Origin of the sequence: Collimonas silvisoli (genome assembly GCF_018305005.1) — a bacterium.
Classification (GTDB): domain Bacteria; phylum Pseudomonadota; class Gammaproteobacteria; order Burkholderiales; family Burkholderiaceae_D; genus Collimonas; species Collimonas silvisoli.
In genome coordinates this window covers 1-20,893 of record NZ_JAGQEG010000076.1, presented here as the reverse complement: position 1 = coordinate 20,893, position 20,893 = coordinate 1, and the positions used below count along the sequence as shown (strand labels likewise).

The window sequence follows — 20,893 nt, the reverse complement described above, 5'->3', positions numbered from 1 at the left end:
ATTAACTTTTGTGATCGGAGAATCTTCAATGACAAAATTGATTACAGCTGCAAGCGCTTGGATATTGCCGTCGATTGGGTTGTTTTTTGGGCTTATCGTTTTCAGTTATGGCTTGCCGATGTTGCCCATTCATGGAACTTTATTATGGGAGCTCGTCTTCTGGGGTATGGGTGCGGCCATGATTGCTTACGTGCTTGTAGTGGAAAAAAGGCCACTATCGTCTATCGGAATACATTCGCCGAAATGGAGCACTTTATGGCTCGGTATGGGCGGCGCTGTTCTCATGACCGTTGGCACGCTCGTTATTTTTGCAGTTGTTTTCCCTCTGCTTGGACTCAATACCAATGAAAAGGTGGCCGGGAAAATCGTCAGTGATCCACTTTGGGTTCAGACGTTGATTTTTGCCAGAGCTGGCATTGTGGAAGAAATTATCTTCCGAGGCTATGCGATAGAGCGAGTAAAAGAAATCACTGGGAGTTACCCATGGGCCGCATTGATATCCGTAGTGGCCTTTACCATGGCTCATTTGGCGAGTTGGGGATGGGCGCATTTGATTCCTGTCGCATTTGGCGGCGTGTTCTTAGCGCTACTGTATCTTTGGAAGAAAGATTTGATATGCAACATGATTGTGCATTTCCTGACTGATTTTATTAGCTTTGCTATTTATGCCGCAAATCAGCAATAGTGCGTCAATAATTGGTCGAGTTACTAAGCAATTCGCCGAAGGGTTGGCCATTCAAGATAGTCCTATATGACGCAACAGTGAATCACGAATCAACGCTTGATCTGTAGCACTGAATCCAAGTAAGGGCCGGGCCGGATAGTGATACTCCGGCCCTTTTTTTGCCACCTTATCTGCCAATCCCTCCTGATGCACGCGGGCGATCCGCGCCACACGTCCAAAAAAACCAACCGATAGCTGGTTTTCGTCCTGTTCAATCTTGAGATTTTTTTGCAGGCGGATCTTTTCAAACATCGCGGCTTTCTGCCGCTTGATCCTCCCTTTCTTGCCCCGTAGATTCTTGCGCTGCTTACGCTTCGCGTAGGGCGCGCCGTCCGGCGCCTGCTGGCTGGCGATGCGTTGCGCCTGGCTGCGGCGCAAGTCCTGGGCAATGCGGCGTGTGACAACCCGGCGCTGACCCGGTTGGAGCTGGGCCAGCAGCGCGCCGGCCCAGGCTTCCAGGGCGTGCAGATCGTCGCTCATTCGGGATTGGCCGGTGTCTGCCATTCTGCCAGCAGCATGCCGTCTGTATAGGCTTGCCAGAATTCGTCGGTATATGCCGGCGTCGGTTGTGGCTCGGCCACGTGCAATACTTCCAGCCGGCCAGCGCCGGCTGGCTTCACTATCACGCGCTCGGTCAGCGCCAGTGTGATCGCCAGGTCTATCGATGTGTGGTTGTTGTAGTCCACATCAAAGCCGATACCGGTCTTGCGCAGCTCGGCATTGTCTAGCAGGTCGCGCTGGTGCATCTGCACCCAAGCCAACAACGGGACCATGATGGCATCCTCGCAGCCAGCGTAATCGGTGATGATGATGTTCAGCTTATACCGATATTCAAACGACAGGGAAGCGGTGCCGGTCGCCACGGTGTTGCCACCCTCCGCAAAGATCAGCAGCTTATCCGGGTTCTGCTGCAATTCAGAGCTGGCGGCTGTCAGGTGCGCTCTAAGGCTTTTGGGCTTGTACATCGGCTTCCTGCTGACAAAAATAAATAACGTCCACCTGGGCGGCACAGATGGCCCAGGCCGCCTCTGCACGCTCCAGGGCGAGATTCATCGCACCGTTAGTCTTGGGCGCTGCTGCCGGCAGCTGGCAGCGCATTACCACTGGGCAGGCGTTGAGCGTAAGCGTCGGCGCCGGTTGCGGCGGGACGCTCCCGCAACCGGGCAATAGCGTCAGGCAAAGGAGTATCGGCCCAGCTGCGAATAATGGCGTTGTCATGTTGAAGGCTTTCGATGTGATTTTCCCGTTCGGTGAGGGTGGCCGCGATATTGTCGCGGGCGGCTTGCAGCTTGGCGGCGGCCCTCTTGTTCCTGGTCGCCACCTCTGTCAGCGTCTTGATGGTGCTGTCCCGGTCGCGGGTGGTCTGTTCGGCGCGCTCGACCCGCTCTTTCGCCGTTTTCAGGCCGTTGTGCTGGACAGTGATCACCAGACCCAGCGCACCGACAAACAGGGCTGATATCAGGCTTTTGACGATCAATTCCATAGGCCGACTCGTGTGCCGCGGCTGTCGATCGTCAGCACTTGGCGGCGCGGCATCTTGCCCTCGACTGCAATGCCCAGATGTACCCACACTGCGCCGCCGACACGCTCAACAATCAGCTGGTCGAATTGCAGATAGGATTTGACTAGTGCCTGGCAGATCTCCATCGGCGTGCCGAACGCCGGCGCCGTGAAGTCGCAGGCCAGGCCATCCAGGTGCGCGCTGTTGGCAGCGCCGCCGACTGCCCGATTCAGCGACTGGCAACGGTAGCCGCTGGAAATCACCATGGCCGCGCCGCCCAGCTCCAGGCGCACCCGTTCGTTAAATTTTGCTAAGCGCCGCAGGTTGGCAATGATGGCCGGCGCCGGCGTGTTGTCGATGGATAGAGAACGCGCCTTGTCACTGCGCGTAAATTCTTCCAGCGTGAAATGCGCGGTCAATGGTGTGGTGGTGGTCATTCGATTCCTCTAATGATGTTGGCGACGTTGCCCTGTGCGCGGTGCACCAGGACATACAAGGTCAATGCGATGGCGGTTTCCCCGAAAGAGGCGCGACCATGGTCGAGCAGGATCTCCAGGGCGCTGGTGCCGGTGGCGACAATCAGCAACCAGGCCACCAGGGAGATAGGCAGGCGATGATTCGCCAGGCCGCGCCGATAGCACAAGAGGCGCAGGCAGGTGCCGGTGTAGGACAGCAACGCCAGCATGGTCAGATAATTAGTCATGACCACCTCCCTTGCGCAACCAGGCCGGCAGTTCAATGGTTTGAATCAGCTCAATGCCGTGCAGGGTCAACGCGATGGCCGCCGCCGACGCGAAGAAGGCGGCCACGCCGGATTGTTTTAAGGGCGTATTGCTGATGACCTCCGGCGCGGCCAGGTAGCCCACCGCCAGGGAAATGGCCATGTAGGCCAGGCGATGCAGGACGCGTAAATTCTTGCTGGAGATCGCCACCAGCGTGGCGCCGGCGAAGGCGCCAATCAGGGCGTTACCGTCAATGCTGGGAAACAGCGTCGACAAGCCGATGCCGGCGGCCGTGGTGACGACCAGAGTGGTGGTGCTGGGTTCTGCCATAGGTGATTCTCCGATTAGTCCCATAGGTTCACGACCTGGGCGGTTTTAGTAGGGGTTGCGGTAGGTTCTGGCAGGGTTACTAGGAGGCCGTGCGGCAGGACCGGCCCGTAGTCGGCCAGGCCGGGATTCAGTTCAAGCGCTGCCTCGACCACGTTGGCGGTCGCGCCCAGGTGACGCCAGCAGAGCAGGTCCAGCGTGTCATGTTGTTGGGCGCGCACGATCATTGGCATAGTCGTCAGATCAGATCGACGGTCATGTGGGATCGGCCAATGATGTCGGCAATGGCCCAATGCGCATTACGGCGCTGGTCGGAAGGCAGGACGTCCAGGGCTTCCATAGTCTTCTTGTCGTTCAGCGATGAGGCGGTGCTGTCGAAATCGCGGTAGCGTTCGGTCAGATCCGCCTTGGCCCAGCAATAGACGGCACGCCGATAGCGGGCAATGAGGACGCTTTCCCGGTCAATACGGTCCGCCGGCACTGCCGCCAGCGAGACATGGCCGGCGGCAATTTGCGCCAGCTTCCAGTCGCGCAACTCATTGTTGACGTGGAGAATGGCAGCGATGACTGCTTGCCGCAGCCGTATTTCGGTGACAGTGCCGTCCAGACGTTCCGCGTCGCGCATCTGCGACAGCTGAATATCCACATACCAGCCGTCGTTTTCGACAATGGCGGCAGCCGGTGTTGGCGGATTGGAAGGGGGCGAAGGTTCGAACGCAATAAAGCTCATGCTGATTTCTCATTAAATCGGCGGTGGGCGGGCGTCAGAATGACATCGCAATGATTCAATCATCGACCCGCGCCGCCGTGCGCCAGGGGTGCTCGTTTAGTCGGGGACGACTTTTAATATGCGGGTGCGCAGGCGGTCCATGACCTGCTTGACGCCTACGCCGGGGAACAAGGCCAGGGCGCGCTCCATCAACTGGTGGGCTGCTTCCGCTTGCGGCAGTTGCGATGCTGTCAGCAGCTCATTGCCTACCTGATCGAGGACGGCAAGCATCGCGTAGGCGGCGGCCTTGAACAATTTGGCCCGCGCCTGGTCGGGTGCGTCGCAGTGTTCCGTCAGCTGCTGGACCTGCGCTAAGATCTCGACGGCCAGCGCCGGATCCTCGGCCAGCTTGCCGTGCGAATACGCCATAGAGAATTCATCCATCAGCATCGTTGGAATATCGCGGTTGAACTGGTCCGGCAACGTCAGCTTGTGGACAACCGCATAGCGTGCCATCTCGACCGCCCGCGCATACGCGCCGCAGTCGATATGCCACACCAGGAGCGCCGTAAAGACATCGTCCTGGCCGCCTTGCCCTTTTGCCAGCACCGCGTCAATCCAGTCCTGATACTCCGGCAGCAAGGTGGCCTTGACCTCGATCTTGCGCGCCACCGACTGGATACTGCCCAGGCTGCGGCGGTCGTTCGCCAGCTTGTAGAGCATCATTTCGTAGGCGCTGCCGCTGGTTCTGCCACTGGGGGCGGCGTCGGCGGCAGCGCGCTCGGCCAGGACGCGGGCCTTGTGGCGTTGGGCGGGAGAGAGTTCACGCATCTCAGGCCACCAATCGGATGTTTTCGATCATGGCGCCCAGGCCAAACTCTTCCACCACATAGGCGTCGTTAGACGATTCGTAGTTCTCGATACGGTCGCGCTTGGCTTCATCCACCACGCGACGGCGGCGGCCACCCTCTTGCCAGTAGATCGACAGATTATCGAAACGGGTGATCAAAATGGTGTTGTCCGGGAAATACGGGACCGTCACCGCCTGCAGGCCGCCGATGCGCTTCTGACTGATGACGATGTCGGCGGCCAGCGTCTCGGTCGGCGCCTGCTTGGTGTTCACCAGGGGGAAATATTTGTCGTGCAGCAGCGCCCGGCCCACGATGGCGACTAGTCCGTTGTCTTTCTGATACCAGGGATCGAGCAGGGTGAGCGCATCGTAGACGGTCGCGTCCAGATTGGCGTAGTCGCCGCCGGCGCCGATGACGACCTTGCCGGTCTCTTTCCCTTCATGCATGACGCGCTGCGGCGCCTGCTTGCGGTAGTGCTCCAGCCAGCCGATATTGACATCTTCCAGCATGGGATTTTTTTCAATATCCGTATCGGCGGCGACGCTGGTGCCATGGAAGCCGATCACCATGCGGTCCAGCGCCTGGCGCTGCAGGACCGTGTTGGCGATGCGTTGCTGGAAGTCGGGGAATTTCGCCCAGGCGTCCAGCGTCTGGTATTTGATGTGCGTATCGAAGTTGGTCTTTTCGCAGCGGTAGCGTTGGCTATCCAGTGTCGACAGATCGCGGGTCTTGCGGTCGGCCTTGTCGGTATTGGTGCGGCTGGCAATCGGACCGGACATGCCGAGACCCAGCTTGTCGCCTTCCAGTTCGGTGACGCCAATGATGTTGATTTTGCCGAGGAATTCGCTCGACTCCTGAATCTTCGTTTCCAACCGTTGCTGGACGCTGGGATCGACGCCGAAGGTCTGGGCGACGCTGCCAGTGTCGTTCAACTGCGCCAGGCGGGCGGTGTATTTGTCGAAGGCGACGCGGGTGATTTTTTTCATGCGGGTGACTCCTGAATGTATAGGGTGGTGATCGTGTCGGCGCTGGCTGGTGCTTAGAAGTCCGTCTCGGCCACGCCGTCGCCGCCGGTGGCGGCAGGCCGGTGCGAGTGGTTCGCATCGGTGGATTCGACCTGCCGCTTGAATGCCGCGAAGTCTTCGGTCGTCTTCTTCAAGGCGGCTTCCAGCGTATCGACGCGGGTCTTTTCTGCCGCGAATTGATCGGCGCTGGAGTTGGCATAGGTCGCCAAGGTTTCGACGGCGTCGTTCAACTCGGTGAAGCGCGCATCGTCGCCGGTGGTCTTGGTAGAAAAACGTTTCAACAGGTTCTTAACGGTGTCGGACAATTTGATTCCTTCGGGTTCAGGTTGTGGGGCATCCTCGAATTCCAGCGCCGTTTCCTCAGCCGCCGTAAACAGGTTGTCGGGGGATTGCTTGCGGGCCGCAAACGGATTCGATTCAGGGTGTTGGGCGGCAAACGATAAGACCTCGGTGCCAAGACTGGCGGGACTGTCGGTGACAGCCAGGCCGACCAGGTAGGCTTCGCCGGTGTCGGCAAACTTCGGATTAATTTCGATGCTGGTGTAGATTTTTTGGCGTGCCTTGTTCATGGCGACCAGCTCCGGCGTGGGCGAGATCTGCGCAAACAATGCCAATTTCTTGGCGCCGCCCAGGGTGATTTCCTTGGCCTTGACGGCGGTGACATCGCCATAGGCTTTGAATTCGCCAGCCGACCAGGTGCTGCGCAGGTGTTCCATCCAGATGCGTGCGCCATAGACCTGCGGGTCGAAGTTGGCGGCCATCTGCTCAATGAAGGCGCGGTCGATCACGCGGCCATCGGTGGTGGCGCCTTCGACAGCGACGCGGAAGAATTTCGATTTTGTTGGTGCAGTGCTGGTCGGCTTTGCCATGGTGTCGGTATTGGGAAGTTCGAATACCGCCATGGTCAAGGTTGTTGCGCCGCTCAACAATCGGCAGCGGGTTGATAACCTATTTACTGACTTCTTGCCAGGGGCTTTTACAGGCGTTGCCCTCTACGCTGGCGGCATGTTAAGCAAACCTGTCCCATTCAAACCAGCCAAACGCAGCGCCACGCCAGCGCCAGGTGTCCTGGCAAAGCTCACGCCCCTTGCCAATGATCCCGCCGCCATGCGCGATGCCGCCCGCAGCCTGTATTGGAAGGGTTGGCGTATTTCCTCGATTGCCAAGCACCTAAAGCTCAAGCGCAGCACCGTCGCCAGCTGGAAAGAGCGCGACAAGTGGCACTTGTCGACGGCGATCGATCGTATCGAAGGCAGGATCGAGGCGCGCATGGTGCAGTTGGTCGACAAGGAAGTGAAGACCGGCAGCGACTTCAAGGAAATCGACCTGCTCACACGTTCCCTGGTGCAGATGTCGCGCAAGCGCCGCTATGACGGCGGCGGCAATGAAGCCGATCTCAATCCGAACCTGGACAAGCGCAACGCCGGCCCGAAGAAGAAGCCGACGCGCAATGACTTCAGCGACGACCAGAAGGACAAGCTGCTGGAGGCGTTCCACGATTCGCTGTTCGACTACCAGAAGGTCTGGTATCGCAACGGCCATGAGCGCACGCGCATGATCCTGAAATCGCGCCAGATTGGCGCGACCTGGTATTTCGCCCGCGAGGCGCTGGCCGACGCCATGGCAACCGGGCGCAATCAGATCTTCCTGTCGGCGTCCAAGGCGCAGGCGCACGTTTTTAAACAATACATCGTCCAGTTCGCTCAGGACGCTGCCGGCATCAGCCTGTCCGGCGACCCGATCATCTTGCCGAACGGCGCCCATCTGTATTTCCTGGGAACCAATTCGCGCACCGCCCAGGGCTATCACGGCAATTTCTACTTTGACGAATTCTTCTGGACCCACAACTTCCAGGAACTGAACAAGGTGGCGTCCGGCATGGCGCTGCATGAGAAATGGCGCAAGACCTATTTTTCGACGCCATCCTCGACCACGCATCAGGCGTATCCGTTCTGGACCGGTGAGTTGTTCAATAAGGGCAGGTCGAAAGCCGACCAGTTCAAGATCGATGTCAGCCACGCCAAGCTGATGAATGGCTTTACGGGCCAGGACCAGATCTGGCGCCAGATCGTCACCATTCTGGACGCCGAGCGCGGCGGCTGCAATCTGTTCAACATCGACCGCCTGCGCAATTTCGAGTACAGCCCGGATCAGTTTGAAAACCTGCTCATGTGTAACTTTATCGATGACACCGCATCGATATTTCCACTGGCCGAACTGCAGCGCTGCATGGTCGATTCCTGGGAAGCCTGGGAGGACGTCAAGCCGTTTGCGGCGCGCCCGTTCGGCTATCGCTCGGTCTGGATCGGTTACGACCCCTCGCTGACGGGCGACAGTGCCGGCTGCGTGGTGCTGGCGCCGCCGTTGGTCGCTGGCGGCAAGTTCCGCGTCTTGGAGCGCCACCAATGGCGCGGCATGGATTTCGCAGCGCAAGCCGAAGCCATCCGGCAAATGACCTTGCGCTACCAGGTCGACTACATCGGCATCGACACCACCGGCATGGGTATCGGCGTGTTTCCGATTGTGAAGCAGTTCTTCCCGAACGCGACCGCGATCAACTATTCGCCCGAAGTCAAGACCCGCATGGTCTTGAAAGCCAAGGATGTCATCAGCAAAGGGCGCTTTGAATTCGACGCAGGCGCCACCGACCTGGCGCAAGCCTTCATGGCGATTCGCAAAACCATCACCGCCAGCGGGCGCCAGGTCACGTATGACGCGGGCCGCACCGATGAAACCGGCCACGCCGACCTGGCCTGGGCCTGTATGCATGCGCTCGATCACGAGCCAATCGAAGGCGTATCCAAAGCCACCACCTCATTTATGGAGATTTTTACATCGTGAAGAAACAACGTTTCAAACGCAACCAGCAAGCCGCGACGGCGCCGCCCGACCAGGTAGCGCCGGCATCGTCCGTGGAGGCGTTCGCCTTCGGCGACCCGACGCCGGTGCTGGACCACGCCGACATCATGGAAAGCCTGGAGTGCTGGCTCAATGGCCGCTGGTACGAGCCTCCGGTTAGCTGGCAAGGCCTGGCGAAGTCGTTTAATTCCAGCGTCCACCACAGCAGCGCCATCCATTTCAAGGCCAACATCCTGACGTCGACCTTTGTGCCGCACAAATGCCTGTCGCGGGATGCGTTTAAACGGTTCACGCTGGATTTCCTGACCTTCGGCAATGCCTACTTGGAGAAGCGCAGCAGCCGCGCCGGTCAGATCCTCCAGCTAAAGCACTCCCTGGCGAAGTACGTGCGGCGGGGGAAGGATCTCGACACCTATTACTTTGTGTCCGGCTGGCAGCAAGAGCATGAGTTTGCCAAGGGCGCGGTATTCCACCTGATGGACCCCGATGTGAACCAGGAGGTCTACGGCTTGCCGCAATACCTGTCTGCCTTGCAGTCGGCCTGGCTCAACGAATCGGCCACGCTGTTCCGGCGTAAATATTACAAGAACGGCTCGCACGCCGGTTTCATCCTCTACATGACCGATGCGGCTCAGGACATCAAGGACGTGGACAAGCTGCGCAATGCGCTGAAGGACAGCAAGGGACCGGGCAACTTCCGCAACGTCTTCATGTACGCACCAGGCGGTAAGAAGGACGGCATCCAGATCCTGCCGGTGTCGGAGGTTGCGGCCAAGGACGAATTTTTTAACATCAAGGGCGTGACCAGAGACGACCTGCTTGCCGCACACCGCGTGCCGCCGCAACTGATGGGGATCATGCCGAGCAATGCCGGCGGCTTCGGCGCCGTCGAGCCGGCGGCCAAGGTGTTCGCCCGTAACGAGCTGGTGCCGCTGCAAACGCATTTTTTAATGATCAACGAATGGCTAGGGGAAGAGGTAGTGAAATTTAACGACTACACATTAGAGAATATGGAAGGGAAACAAGCATGAGTGATGTAGCTGACCGCACCGAGTGGCGCATCGCCAAGGACATCGAAACAGCGATGGCGCATGCGCGCAAGACGCCGCAACTGGAAGCCGATGGACATTGCCACTACTGTGATGAGCATGTCGCCCACGGGGCGCTGTTTTGCAATACCGATTGCCGGGACGACTACCAGAAGGAGCAGGAGGCGTTGAGGCGCGCCGGACGCTGACGGTATATCTGACCCGCTGCCATGTTGTGACGGCAGCGCCTGCATCGATTAAGGCCGCTTCGTGCGGCTATTTTTACGCCCTGATATTGCTGCTTTGTGAAGAAAAAGCGGCCGGTAGCGGCCTTCAAATCGCAGTCCCCCCCACGCCTGCCGGCTTCGTTAAATGCACTGCTTTTAACGCAGTTCGCAAAAACGCCAAGTCTCCAGGCCACGCGGGGTTCGCGGGGAAATTGGCTGCAACGGTTTGACGCAAAATGACGCACTTTTGGTGTGAACCCTTGCGACTGGACCAGGGGAAATAAAAGATTCAAGCCGCCTGTAGTGCGTGTTCTGCCTCGAATTGGTTGGGTGACATGTCGTCCTATGTCTTTAAGTACCAGATGACTGCATTGCCGCTGGCATTGGTTTTAGAACCGGGCATAGCATCGCCTTGCGATACCCATACTGTTTGGCCTTGCAGATGCGGTGCATACCACATTCCTGCTTGCGGGCAGATGTCGCCCGGAAAAGCTTTGAGAATAGACCCTGGGACACCGACTAGACCAGTCGCTCGCCCTTTTTCGCGTGCATATGCTACTAGATCCTTCGGGTAAAAAGTCATCTCGCGATAACTGCTGTCATCCAGTCCATACAAAATCGTTGCCAGCCCCGATTCAAACGACCAGTAGCCGAAATGAGTGGCAAACTGCCCTTTATGTCGGTTGTACCAGTAACAGTTTTTCATGCCTTTGTACCAGTTCTTCAGATATAACTGGATAGCCCCGACTCGGTCACTACCATCGGGATTGACAGGATCGCCGCGCACAGCATCATAGAGATAGCTGTATGGCTTCGGATGGATCAAGCCGTCGCCTCGCGGCACGTCCGCTACTCCCATGCGGACGAACAGCGCCGCAATCAGCGGATCGCAGCCATCCTCTGGCTTGTAGCTAAACCAAGTGGAGATTTGCTGCACACGTTCAGTTTGGCCGAACAGCACTGCCAAGCCCAGCAACCAGAGAATGAACTGGTAAGCATCCTGCTCCCTAAGAAACATCTTTTTTTCAGGAAATGCACTGTAGTGCCGGGCGAACTCGGCGAACATCACATGCGCAGGTTCTTGCAGCGTTTCTATGGTTTCGCCTGCCGAATAGCGCAGGATCAGGTGCTCTAAGCTGTTGTAACAGCGCCCCCAACTTAATCTACGCCGGTGGTCGCGGTCATGATTTGGATTGGCAATCATCGCATGCACTTCCTGATCAAAAAAATTTGACCGGGGCCAATAATCTATTTGCTCTTGATAAACCGCTTCCGTTAAAAACGAATCGCGCTTGGTTTCTTCAAATGATTTCATCTTCGTTCCTTAAGGTTTGATCGTGTCGATAGCGTTGGCCGCGCCATCAAGACGGGTGATCTGCTCAACCTTGCCATCCGGTCCCACCAATATTAACCAGCGGTCGTAACTATCTTTAGCTTTAGCAATTTTTTCCGCCTCCGCCTTTCCGACAGCATCCACCAATCGCGGCTCAATCCAATCATCACTCATCTGCGTCGCCGCAGGATAACCCTGACTTCCCTTCGTTGTCGACAGCAAGTCCGTGCTGGCGGTGCCGTCGCTGCCGATATACTGACCCGTTGCGGTGCGGTACTTGGTTTCCGTAATGATGTAGGGCGGCGGTGGACTGGCGTTTTTGTAGACGCCGTCAAGTCCGCGTCCAGTCGGCATATCTTCCAAACTGCGCTTGATCCGGTTTTCGGGGAGCAGGTTTTGATGTCCCTTGCCGACCATGTAGTGGTCGCTGATAATTTCGCCGTATAGTCCCTTTTTTGCGTTGCTGAGAATTCTCGGATCAACTTCCGCAATCCCCTCCGGCAGCGCGTGGACATTCTTAGTGACGGTCTGTGCTGCATAGCCCGGAGCGTGTTCGGCAGCTTCCTTTTCCAGGTAAATGGCAAAATCGTCCAGGATTTTTTGTAGCGGGGCCAGCGCTTGCGCAATCATCAGATCGCCTTCCTGACGCACTGTGCGGACGATCGTCAGCGATTCGTCCAGCCAGTTGGCCACCCTGGTTGGCGCTAATAGCCGGATTTTCCCGATGATGCTTTCTAGCGTCGTCAGCGCTTCGGAAAACTGGGTTTTCAGTGCGTTGACGCTGACCAGGTTTTTCGCTTCACGGATCTTGCCGGCAATGCTTTTGAGTGCCACATCCAGCTCAGAAATATGCAAAATCCTTTGTACTTTCGGATCGCACAAAAAACCGATGATGGGCTTGATCGCAGGTTCCAGCGCCTTCGCCGTATTGCCGCCGGCTTTACGCACAAAGTAAAACAGAATTCTGAACACTCCTTTTACCGGCGCCCCCAACGCTGGAAAAAACGCCACTAAGGTCAGGCACAGGACAATCCACGCCGTGACATTGTGCAGATCGTTATAAATCTTACGGCAATTGGCAATTAAATCACGCAGCGCAAGAATCTGACCGACAATCGGTACTATCCCCAATACCGCATTGCCCGTGATCTGTCCCACGGTGAGGTCATTGTTAAAATCCCCTTGCAATGCTTCCCAAATCCACTGTACCGATTTGACAGCGGCATCTGCCACAGCATTGGCTTTTTCTTTGATGAAATTTTCGCCGTTGTTGTAAGCACTATCGAGGTCAGAATAAATGGCCGCGAATAAATCATTTCCCCATACCATTTTATTTTTTTCCTAGAAGTTGATCGATGCTGGAAACAGCACTGCTGATAACCTTGCCTGGCTGGTTATCCATTTTTCCGTAATCGTAGGCAACCTTTGCACTGCCTTCAGGCACATCTTCCAGATGGGCAAAGCCGTTTTCGTCAAGCTTGCCGTTCTTAACGCTACCGTCAGCAAAAGTTATTTTGTAACCTAGATGCGGGACGGGCTGATAATTTTCATCAAGGCGTTTTAAATCCAACCAGTTCCTGGTTTTTTTTGGAGAAGCCGGCATCACAACGGGCAGATTCTTTGGGCCGGTCAAATTTTTACTTGCTGAATGCACCACCCAGCTACCGCTTGTTCCAGTCTCAATCCCGCCTGCTTTCCATTGGGTATAGCTGCCGCCGCCGTTGAAAACGACCTCTTCCTTGGCGGTGATGGTGATCCGGTTCGCAGTCTGGGTGACGTTGAGCTTGGCAAGCAGGTTGATATTATTTTGCAGCGCCTGCAAGTCAATGTCGCCGCCTGCGGCCATCAGTTTCATTCCGGCTTTATGCGTGAAGATACGTATGCCATTTTTTACGCTTGCCAATAGCCGTTGACCTACCGAAAGACTGAGATGCTGACCGCTGGTCAGCGCGATATGCTCGCCACTGGCAATGTGGGTCGATTGCGGTGTGGTGGTTTCGATGCCGGCGGGGCTGGCAAGGATCAGGTGCGGTTCGGCCAGTTCCGGGAAATTTCCTGCTTTCGCATCGCCGCCGCTGCCCTTGATCGCGTCGTTCTGCGCCTTGATGACCTTGGCGACATCGCTCTGATCGCTGCCGTGATCCTGCGCCTGATGCTGTTGCGCCAGGTCGCCCAGAGTTTCATGCTGGTCCCGCGCCTGCGTCAGCCGCTGCACCGTCTCACTGACGTCCTTGATATGGCTTTGCGCGTTATTACGCGCTTCGGTAGTGATGATCAAACCATCTTTTGCGCGGATAGCACCATGCCCGTCGGTGCGCAACTCGAAGCCTTCGCCACGCGGATCTTTGCGACCGGCATTGTCGTCGATGCGGGTGATGTTGCCGAGACTGAGCTGGCTGTGCTGGTGATCGCTCTTGAGCTGAGCCTGGATCTTCTGTTCGGTGTCGTCCAGGATCAAATGATTGCTGCGGCCGCCGGCGCTGTTGCCGCCGTCTTTGGTCAGCTCACGCGAGCGGAAACCCGACAGCGCGCTTTGGCCAGGCAGCGACCAGGGCGGCAAATTGACCTGATTGTGAACCCGTCCGGTGCATACTGGCAGATCGGGATCGCCACTAACGAAACTGACGATCACCTCTTGCCCAATCCGGGGCAGATGCATGCCACCTAACTGATTGCCGGCCCAGGGACTGGAAACGCGTATCCAGCAACTGCTGTTCTGATCGTTCTGGCCGAGGCGATCCCATGGGAATTGCACTTTGATGCGACCGAGATTGTCTGTCCAGATAGCTTGATCCGCCGGCCCGACCACCAGGGCGGTGGCAATGCCGGGGACGACCGGCTTCGGCGTAGTACGGTCAGGGCGGAATTCCTGGCCACGGGCAGGATGGACGGTAAAGTCGACATCAACCCGGTATTGCTGGTTGCGTTGACCGCCGATGCGCTGGGTTTCCTGCGCCACCTCTTCGATGGTCAACGCGGCGGACAGAACGATGTAGTCGATATTGGCAGCGTCTTGCGGATGCCTGGCCAAGGTGAACGTGCAGCCGGGAACCATCGCACGGACGTGGCCGGCGCCATGTGCGCGATGGCCGTGGCTGCGTAGCGCTTCCATGCGCCGGCGGGCAATCGCATCGCCTTCGGCTGTCGGATCGTTGGCCGCCCGTTGCGGCCCGGCTTGCGGCTGTGTGTAGTTTTCCGCGTGCCACTCGTAGACTTCCTGGCGATTATGGGCGGTATCTCGCGGGTCGCTGCGACTGGAGGTGAGATCGGCCCTTGGCCGCGTGTAATCGTAATCCCGCGTGGTGTAGGCGCCGGAAATCAACTTGCGCGCAGGGGTGAAGGCAGAGATGGTTTCCTCATCGATGCGCTTGCCTTCGGTGTAAAACGGCAGCACGTGATAGGCGCTGCTGCTGAACTTTGCATAAGCGCTATTGGCGTCGGCCAGCACCAGCCTGTGCGCACCGTCGCTGTGGGAGAAATGGAAGGAGATGCCCCATTCCTGGGTCAGCCGGCACAGGAATGCGTAGTCGGTCTCGTTGTACTGATTTTGTAATCCCGTTTTGGATAGCCGTCGTAGAGCCGTTTTTCAACCGGGAACGCATAGTCCGCCAACAAGCTGTCCAGCACCTCAACGACGGTCTGATCCTGGAAAATCCTGCAGTTGGTCCGCAACGTCGCCAGATGCAGCCAGGGCCGTAACGTCACTTCGTAGAACACATGCCGCGCTTCTTCGCGCAGCATCCGGGCGTCGGTGATCAGGCCGGAGATTTCGCGGACACCGGCGCCGAGATTGCCCAGACTGCCGCCGACCGCGCCCGCCATAAACGTGCCGTTGCCTTCCAGCTCGATCATGACCGTCAGTTCGCGGCCGATGAAATCGTCCAGATGGAAATTGGCGGCTTGATCGGCCAAGTGATTCAAGGCGTCCGGCGTTTTAAGGATCAGGCGGTACTCGAACAAACCGTTGATTGCCTCGCTGCCTGTGAGGCTCACGGGGATCAGCGCAGGCTGGCCCATGATCTCGGGGATGGCGGCATTTTTTTTAAGACTAAGACAGCGAGGCGTGGTGAACATTGGGTCTTCCTAAGAAAGCGGCATGCCGACGGAAATGCTAATACGTCAAATATGCATTATCGTAATGCAAACTGCTTTATAGGAATGTCAGCCCTTGTCAAATCTTGGATGCCGATACGGCTCGGCTTCGGTAGGACGCCTACCGCCGTGTCAATAAGATGGTCCGATACTATTTGATGGCGACGGCGGGAATCGAACCCGCGTTTAAGATCAACCGATGTTCGCTCTATCCATTGCCCGGCTAGTTACGGCCTGGCGTCAAAGCGAAAAAAATCCTGGAAGAAATTGAGCGCTACGAATTTGCTACAGCAATTTGTGAGAGGCAGGACTGGCGCGGGGTTTCAGTCTCATTCCACGCCGTGAACTAGCTTAAAGGGGCTCTATTAAGAGCTTCGAATCAAGACACTCACGGAACCACTGGAAGTCGGCAGGGCTTATCTTGTTTCGAACGCAAAATTCGCCGATTACATTTCCTGAGACGGCGGACCTCATCCGTGGATTTTCTGTAGTGAACCAGCCAAGGAACACATTCGCTTCATGAAGAGGGAATGGGGAGACCACCCCAGAAATCAGCACGGCGTCGAGCAGCACATGGACGTTTTCGCTATCATTAAAATCAAAATTTGAAGTTGGGTCCTTGTCTGCATGCTTGAAGAAGTTTCGCGGAGCATTGATTGCCTTGATCCACCGTTTTTTTGTTGCAGAGTCAGTGGCGATCAACGGATTGTCATGGAGTATGCTCGTATGTTCCAGTCCACGATGTTGCGCGATATCTCGCAGTACGCTTTGTGCGGCCGAAGCAAGTGTGTGTATAGCAACCGCGTCCCGGCCCTCAAAGAAGAGTCGAATTGCCTCTTTAAGATTTCGCTCTGCCGCTTCGATCTTGCTGATGGTTGTCATGCACTTAACCTAGCGAACAAAGCGTATTGAGCGGCAGGCAATAAGTCAGGTCGCACTTTTTTTTGTAGGTATGGGACGAAAATAGCCTCGTATGCAGTCTACATTTCGAACCGCAATTTGAATATGGGCCTTCTCCGTCAATACGGCTCCGTCATACAGTGGGCTGCCTTCCGAGAAAGCGGCTCTTACAGTGTCGTACGCGGCCAGCGCTGAACGGGTACGCATCTCATGCATGGACTCGATAACCGATTGATCCAAATATCGACCGAGCTTGTCCGGTCCGTGTTTGTTTTCTGGCTTTGATACTCCTGCCGCATCCCAAGCTGTCGAAAGAAGGGTGTAGGTAGTTTTAAGTTCAATCAAAGAATCAGTTTCAAGAAGATTGAAGCAATAACCTAAATCAATTATGGCGCCCAGAACAAATGGCTTTTTGATTGTGCCTTTAGTCGTTTTTTTGTTGCGTTCAACCGCATCATCAGCAAACTGAAGGGCCCTCGCCGGATTGCCTTCCCAGAAGTAGATTCCCGATCCCAACCAGTCATAGTCGTTTACGCTCTGTTTAAGGCCAGGCGATTTACCCGATAAGATTGCCTCACCGACTGCTTCATCACAACCATGAAAACCTAAAACGAATCCTGGTTGTCGCTTGTAAAGTTCCCAGTTAGACGCTGACACTTATTTCCCGCCATATCGCTTGGTCAAGCGACCATTGGGTTTCACCATGCCGAGTTCCGTCAAGAAGCGGAGAGCGTCGGTTGACGAGTGAGATAGACGCTCGACGGCGCTAGTCACGAACACCTTCATTTCAGGATCGGAAAGTCGAGCCATTTTGATTTCACCCGACCTTACTTTAGCCGAGTGAAGAAGAACATCATATCCGGCTCCTCTTAGGGGGACATTAGACTTGGGCTCGAGCTTGTTCTTCCCTGAGGAAATCAAAACGCTACCCGTATGGGTTTTTCGTACAACGGCGCCAGTTTTATGGGCAGATTCAGCCAGTTTGGATTTGGCGGAAGACTTGGCACCTGTCTTCTTGGTCGAACTGGTAATAGGCATGGCAATTTCCTTGTAGAACGATACTTTGAACGTTCATCGCGCCGCAGGCGCTCTAATCGATTAATATTACCACGATCGAATGCACGCCCCTCGGAATGGTCCGCGCCTATGTAGTTTGCTCACTTTCGTCTCATTTCTGATGGTATTCCCCATAATTTACGCATAGATTCTTTATCTATTTGATTTTATTGATGATTTGATTCCTGTTGGCGGGACCAAGTCCCTTTTCTCGAATTTCCTGTAAATCGTCATAAGCTACGTATTTAAAGGCTTTCTGGCTCTTTGTGGCTTGTCTAAAAATCTACAAAAACACGTATTTCCCAGCTTTTAACTGATACCATTTACTAAATTTTTACTAAAGATTTACTAAATTGCTTCACTCAGAAAAGACGGCAACGTATGGCGTGTCCAGATATATGTTCGAGGACGGCTCGACTCCGCGACTTTCGCAACTAAAGCGCAAGCGCAGGCTTGGGCGGCGCAGTGTGAAACTGAAGTACGCTCAGAAAAAAACACCGGGCTGGTCGTGGGAAAAACCTGCGACGATGCGTTTCGACGCTACGAAAAGGAAGTTTCTCCCACCAAGCGCGGCAAGGCATGGGAGGCGCAACGACTTTCAACAATAGCCGATATGGTCGTTGAAGGCACTCGGGTCGGTGACATTAAATTGAGTGAGTTGACGTCAGACTTTCTGGGCCAGTGGCGCGATATGCGACTACAGACGGTCGCGGGGTCTACGATTAATCGTGATCTGAACCTACTTTCTCACGTTTTCTCGACTGCTACACGGGAATGGAAATGGATGGCTGCAAGCCCCACAACGAATGTACGCCGGCCCGCCAATCCGAGCGCTCGTGATCGCTTGATTTCACCTGATGAGATTGACCGCATCACCTTCGCGCTAGGATTTGACGGTGCTCGGGTCTTTATTACAGTCCAATATTGTGGAGTAAATTTGGCAACGCAAGCCCGTTGTCAAATTCATGCGATTAAATTCGAGTTTTCAGATGGAAATTCAACGCTTGAAATGGCTTTTACTTCTTCCAATACGACGCGACTATGCGTTTTCTGAATGCATCTAACTGTTAACAATAATTTATCAAAAAAATCGCGATAAGCGAACATGTCGTTGACTCTTACCTTTACCAAGTAATCAAAGCGACCGGTCACCATGTAGCACTCTATTATTTCTGGAATATTAGCGAGTGCTAGTTTGAATGCGTTTTTTCGATCTGGACCGCTGTGGTTTAACGTAATTTCGATGAATACAAGTAATGGCACATCGAGCACGGCGGGATTGAACTCAATATCACTCTGTAGTTCCGGGGAAATTCGCTTGTTCATTTTTTGCCTGTATATGCATCATAAGAGTCTCCTAGCCCAATTTGGCGAGAGAGATTACGTGCACCTTTTAGCCAGAAACAAATCGAGGACAGTACAGCGAAGACGGTCCTCATACGCAAGACGGTTCTTCGAACCGTCTTACAATCAACGTATCCCTACTTGTTGGTCGGCACGTTTCACCGTTTTGAATGAACCTTTCCAAGATAGGGCGAAGGAAAAAAGAACCCCCGCAACCAAGCCCCAGAGCGCAGAGCCGAGGCCAAAGAAAGACATGCCCGAGACAGTCACAACGAAAGTGATTAGTGAGGATTCTCTGTGAATTTCACTGGATAAAGAAGCCGTCAAGCTTGACACGAGAGTGCCCAACAATGCCAATCCGGCTAAAGTCGTCGTCAGTCCATTGGGCAGCAAGGAAAAAAGGGCGACCACTGATGCGCCGAAGACTCCAATGCAGATATATCCAAGGCCACATACAACACCAGATATGTAGCGTCGGCTAGGATCCTCATGGCATTCCGGACTAGCGCAAAGTGCCCCGACAATAGCCGCTGGATTGGCGCCAGAAGAACCAAATAGAGCGAGGGGAATGGAAATCAAACCACTGACACCGACCACTGATTTCGGTGAGATATCATAACCAGCATTGCGCAGAATATGGATTGAGGTTGCATGCTGTGTCAGGGCGAGCAAAAACAATGGAAGTCCCAAACCCAACAACGCTTCCGTCGAAAAGCTCGGAAGTGTCATTTCCGGCATAGCGAGGCCGAGGTTGAGATTGTGCGATGCGAAGTTCAAGCCTGGAAGCGCGAAAATTAGCCCTATCAGTAGTGCTAAAGCAACGGCGTAACGTGGAACGATACGCCGACAGACAACATAGGAGACGATCACGGGAAGCACCACGGTCGGAAACGACTGGAGAGATTGAAAAATTTTCGTGCAAAATTCAAATAGAACACCTGCAATCATGGCTGACAGCAAATGCGCAGGAAGACGAGACATCAGTCGGGTGAACAAACCCGACATGCCTAGCAAGGCAACGACGACTGCCAATACCAGATAACAACCAATCACTTTGCTGAACGGATATTGGGCAAGTCCGGTCATAAGTAGCGCGACGCCGGGTGTAGACCAAGCACCAATGACAGGTATTTTATGTCTTAAGCTCAACCACAAGCTGAGCGTTCCGGCGCCGATCGAAACCGCGAAGATCCAGGTCGAGAGCAAACTCTGTGAAAGGTGTCCTGCCTGTGCCGCCTGCACGACGATTAGAACCGGGCCGCTATAGGTGGCAACCAGTGCGATGATACCGGCGATCGCGGCAGAAGCGGAAAAGTCGGTCCGTATTCTAGAAAGCATTTTTATTAGTCCTCATTGATTTTTAATTGCGCGCCGATAGTTGGAGCAGAGCGCTTGGTGTCGCGCGATAAATTAATGTATGCCGACGGGCATGCCGTATATATGTGCTAATTTTGAAAGTTCCCTTCGTAGTCCGACGTCTACCGGCATTCGTAATTCTGGTGCGCCGGGAACTCTTGCGTTGTTACCTATATATGGGATGGTTCAAGAGCCGCTTTCAAGGCGGCTAGACGCAAAGAAGACTGATGCCAGTATGATTGCGCCGCCGAAAAGACTCCGAATACTTGGTATTTCGCCCAAAAATAATGTTGCGAGCGCGATACCGTATACGGGTTCGAGGAAAGTAAACATGCTCGCGGTTTGTGCCTTTACCCGTCGCATGGCGGAGATAAAGATTGTATGTGCAAAAGCAGTACAAATTAGTCCAAGAAATAGGATCCCTGCAAAAGTATGAGCCGAGTTTTACTGGATTTTGGTTCTGTACAAGTCTATGGTTGATCAACTGGATGACGGCAAACGAGAATCCTGATGCAATTCCCCATAGCGGGCCATCGATATTGCTCGTATCCAGGGTAGATTCCGGTAGCACCATTTTCAAACCGAACAAGAGTAATGTTATCAGTCCAAGATCGCGCGATTTCACCTTTGACTTGTCAACGAATGGCGCTAGTAAAATAACGAATAGCGGGAAACAGGAAAATGTTAGCAGTCCTACAGCCACGCTTGTCAGGCGAATTGAGAGAAAAAAACTATACCAATGAAAGGCTAGAAGCAGGCCTATGATTACAAACCAAGGTCGCTGCGCGCGTTCTACACGGAGATCTATGCCTTTGACGCAGGCCCAAAAAAACAGAGCT

Annotated in this window: 26 protein-coding genes and 1 pseudogene; 5 read left to right on the top strand and 22 right to left on the bottom strand. The window is 55.0% G+C overall.

Going from position 1 to position 20,893, the window contains the following annotated elements; translation table 11 throughout:
* The first annotated feature begins 28 nt into the window (after nt 1-28).
* Complete coding sequence (locus tag KHU33_RS18790; RefSeq protein ID WP_211465698.1) at nt 29-685, top strand: CPBP family intramembrane glutamic endopeptidase; 657 nt, start codon at nt 29-31, stop codon at nt 683-685.
* A 51-nt stretch (nt 686-736) separates the two neighbouring features.
* On the opposite strand, the gene KHU33_RS18785 is transcribed toward KHU33_RS18790, so the two are convergent.
* The 12 genes from KHU33_RS18785 to KHU33_RS18735 form a co-directional block, all read right to left on the bottom strand.
* Entirely contained in the window at nt 737-1,204 is a 468-nt protein-coding gene (locus tag KHU33_RS18785) for a phage virion morphogenesis protein (RefSeq protein WP_211465696.1), read from the bottom strand.
* On the bottom strand, nt 1,201-1,689 hold the full coding sequence (locus KHU33_RS18780) for a phage tail protein (protein WP_211465695.1): 489 nt from the start codon (nt 1,687-1,689) through the stop codon (nt 1,201-1,203). The genes KHU33_RS18785 and KHU33_RS18780 overlap by 4 nt, the downstream gene beginning before the upstream one ends.
* The gene (lysC, locus tag KHU33_RS26510; protein WP_230414388.1) at nt 1,667-1,891 is read right to left on the bottom strand and encodes an Rz1-like lysis system protein LysC; all 225 of its coding nucleotides are present in this window, start codon (nt 1,889-1,891) and stop codon (nt 1,667-1,669) included. Before lysC ends, KHU33_RS18780 begins: the two co-directional genes overlap by 23 nt.
* Nucleotides 1,785-2,207 carry an Rz-like lysis system protein LysB gene (gene lysB, locus KHU33_RS18775; RefSeq protein ID WP_211465694.1) on the bottom strand — a complete coding sequence of 141 codons (423 nt, stop codon included), beginning with the start codon at nt 2,205-2,207 and terminating at the stop codon, nt 1,785-1,787. The genes lysC and lysB overlap by 107 nt, the downstream gene beginning before the upstream one ends.
* Entirely contained in the window at nt 2,198-2,662 is a 465-nt protein-coding gene (locus tag KHU33_RS18770) for a D-Ala-D-Ala carboxypeptidase family metallohydrolase (RefSeq protein WP_211465693.1), read from the bottom strand. The genes lysB and KHU33_RS18770 overlap by 10 nt, the downstream gene beginning before the upstream one ends.
* Nucleotides 2,659-2,928, bottom strand: a complete 270-nt coding sequence (locus KHU33_RS18765) for a phage holin family protein (protein WP_211465692.1) — start codon at nt 2,926-2,928, stop codon at nt 2,659-2,661. Before KHU33_RS18765 ends, KHU33_RS18770 begins: the two co-directional genes overlap by 4 nt.
* A complete protein-coding gene (locus KHU33_RS18760; RefSeq protein ID WP_211465691.1) occupies nt 2,921-3,277 on the bottom strand; it encodes a putative holin in 357 nt (118 codons plus the stop codon). The genes KHU33_RS18765 and KHU33_RS18760 overlap by 8 nt, the downstream gene beginning before the upstream one ends.
* Nucleotides 3,278-3,291: 14 nt before the next feature.
* A complete protein-coding gene (locus tag KHU33_RS18755; protein ID WP_211465690.1) occupies nt 3,292-3,501 on the bottom strand; it encodes a tail protein X in 210 nt (69 codons plus the stop codon).
* A gap of 11 nt (nt 3,502-3,512) precedes the next feature.
* A complete protein-coding gene (locus KHU33_RS18750; protein WP_211465688.1) occupies nt 3,513-4,004 on the bottom strand; it encodes a head completion/stabilization protein in 492 nt (163 codons plus the stop codon).
* Between the two features lie 96 nt (nt 4,005-4,100).
* Nucleotides 4,101-4,814, bottom strand: a complete 714-nt coding sequence (gpM, locus tag KHU33_RS18745; protein WP_211465686.1) for a phage terminase small subunit — start codon at nt 4,812-4,814, stop codon at nt 4,101-4,103.
* 1 nt (nt 4,815) lies between these two features.
* Nucleotides 4,816-5,820, bottom strand: a complete 1,005-nt coding sequence (locus KHU33_RS18740) for a phage major capsid protein, P2 family (protein WP_211465684.1) — start codon at nt 5,818-5,820, stop codon at nt 4,816-4,818.
* A gap of 53 nt (nt 5,821-5,873) precedes the next feature.
* Entirely contained in the window at nt 5,874-6,785 is a 912-nt protein-coding gene (locus tag KHU33_RS18735) for a GPO family capsid scaffolding protein (RefSeq protein ID WP_329956082.1), read from the bottom strand.
* A 181-nt stretch (nt 6,786-6,966) separates the two neighbouring features.
* On the opposite strand from KHU33_RS18735, the gene KHU33_RS18730 reads away from it, so the two are divergent.
* Genes KHU33_RS18730 through KHU33_RS18720 form a run of 3 tightly spaced genes read left to right on the top strand, consistent with a single transcriptional unit; the run spans nt 6,967 to nt 9,955 of the window.
* Nucleotides 6,967-8,700, top strand: a complete 1,734-nt coding sequence (locus tag KHU33_RS18730; RefSeq protein ID WP_211465718.1) for a terminase ATPase subunit family protein — start codon at nt 6,967-6,969, stop codon at nt 8,698-8,700.
* Nucleotides 8,697-9,749, top strand: coding sequence for a phage portal protein (locus KHU33_RS18725; RefSeq protein WP_329956081.1), 1,053 nt, complete (start codon nt 8,697-8,699; stop codon nt 9,747-9,749). The genes KHU33_RS18730 and KHU33_RS18725 overlap by 4 nt, the downstream gene beginning before the upstream one ends.
* Nucleotides 9,746-9,955, top strand: coding sequence for a DUF2116 family Zn-ribbon domain-containing protein (locus tag KHU33_RS18720; RefSeq protein ID WP_211465682.1), 210 nt, complete (start codon nt 9,746-9,748; stop codon nt 9,953-9,955). Before KHU33_RS18725 ends, KHU33_RS18720 begins: the two co-directional genes overlap by 4 nt.
* Nucleotides 9,956-10,316: 361 nt before the next feature.
* On the opposite strand, the gene KHU33_RS18715 is transcribed toward KHU33_RS18720, so the two are convergent.
* The 7 genes and pseudogenes from KHU33_RS18715 to KHU33_RS18690 form a co-directional block, all read right to left on the bottom strand.
* On the bottom strand, nt 10,317-11,288 hold the full coding sequence (locus KHU33_RS18715) for a PoNe immunity protein domain-containing protein (RefSeq protein WP_211465680.1): 972 nt from the start codon (nt 11,286-11,288) through the stop codon (nt 10,317-10,319).
* A 9-nt stretch (nt 11,289-11,297) separates the two neighbouring features.
* Nucleotides 11,298-12,635, bottom strand: coding sequence for a hypothetical protein (locus KHU33_RS18710; RefSeq protein ID WP_211465678.1), 1,338 nt, complete (start codon nt 12,633-12,635; stop codon nt 11,298-11,300).
* A 1-nt stretch (nt 12,636) separates the two neighbouring features.
* Nucleotides 12,637-13,521: a DUF2345 domain-containing protein gene (locus tag KHU33_RS26505; RefSeq protein ID WP_329956084.1), complete on the bottom strand. Its 885-nt coding sequence runs from the start codon at nt 13,519-13,521 to the stop codon at nt 12,637-12,639.
* 6 nt (nt 13,522-13,527) lie between these two features.
* A pseudogene (locus KHU33_RS26500) lies at nt 13,528-15,323 on the bottom strand (type VI secretion system Vgr family protein); the annotation flags it as partial.
* 426 nt (nt 15,324-15,749) lie between these two features.
* A complete protein-coding gene (locus KHU33_RS18700) occupies nt 15,750-16,280 on the bottom strand; it encodes a hypothetical protein (RefSeq protein WP_211465676.1) in 531 nt (176 codons plus the stop codon).
* A 45-nt stretch (nt 16,281-16,325) separates the two neighbouring features.
* Nucleotides 16,326-16,955: a hypothetical protein gene (locus tag KHU33_RS18695; RefSeq protein ID WP_211465674.1), complete on the bottom strand. Its 630-nt coding sequence runs from the start codon at nt 16,953-16,955 to the stop codon at nt 16,326-16,328.
* Nucleotides 16,956-17,336 carry a hypothetical protein gene (locus tag KHU33_RS18690; protein WP_211465672.1) on the bottom strand — a complete coding sequence of 127 codons (381 nt, stop codon included), beginning with the start codon at nt 17,334-17,336 and terminating at the stop codon, nt 16,956-16,958.
* A 526-nt stretch (nt 17,337-17,862) separates the two neighbouring features.
* Between KHU33_RS18690 and KHU33_RS26965 the strand changes: the two genes are divergently transcribed.
* Nucleotides 17,863-18,408 (top strand): phage integrase, encoded by a 546-nt coding sequence (locus tag KHU33_RS26965; RefSeq protein ID WP_456236954.1) that lies wholly within the window; start codon nt 17,863-17,865, stop codon nt 18,406-18,408.
* Here the strand turns inward: KHU33_RS26965 and KHU33_RS18685 are convergent.
* From KHU33_RS18685 to KHU33_RS26915, 3 genes are all read right to left on the bottom strand, one after another.
* Entirely contained in the window at nt 18,318-18,680 is a 363-nt protein-coding gene (locus tag KHU33_RS18685; protein ID WP_211465670.1) for an Lrp/AsnC ligand binding domain-containing protein, read from the bottom strand. The two genes, KHU33_RS26965 and KHU33_RS18685, sit on opposite strands and share 91 nt — an antisense overlap.
* 144 nt (nt 18,681-18,824) lie before the next feature.
* Nucleotides 18,825-20,036 carry a benzoate/H(+) symporter BenE family transporter gene (locus tag KHU33_RS18680; RefSeq protein ID WP_211465668.1) on the bottom strand — a complete coding sequence of 404 codons (1,212 nt, stop codon included), beginning with the start codon at nt 20,034-20,036 and terminating at the stop codon, nt 18,825-18,827.
* Between the two features lie 204 nt (nt 20,037-20,240).
* Complete coding sequence (locus KHU33_RS26915) at nt 20,241-20,426, bottom strand: EamA family transporter (protein WP_407928299.1); 186 nt, start codon at nt 20,424-20,426, stop codon at nt 20,241-20,243.
* Between the last annotated feature and the right edge of the window lie 467 nt (nt 20,427-20,893).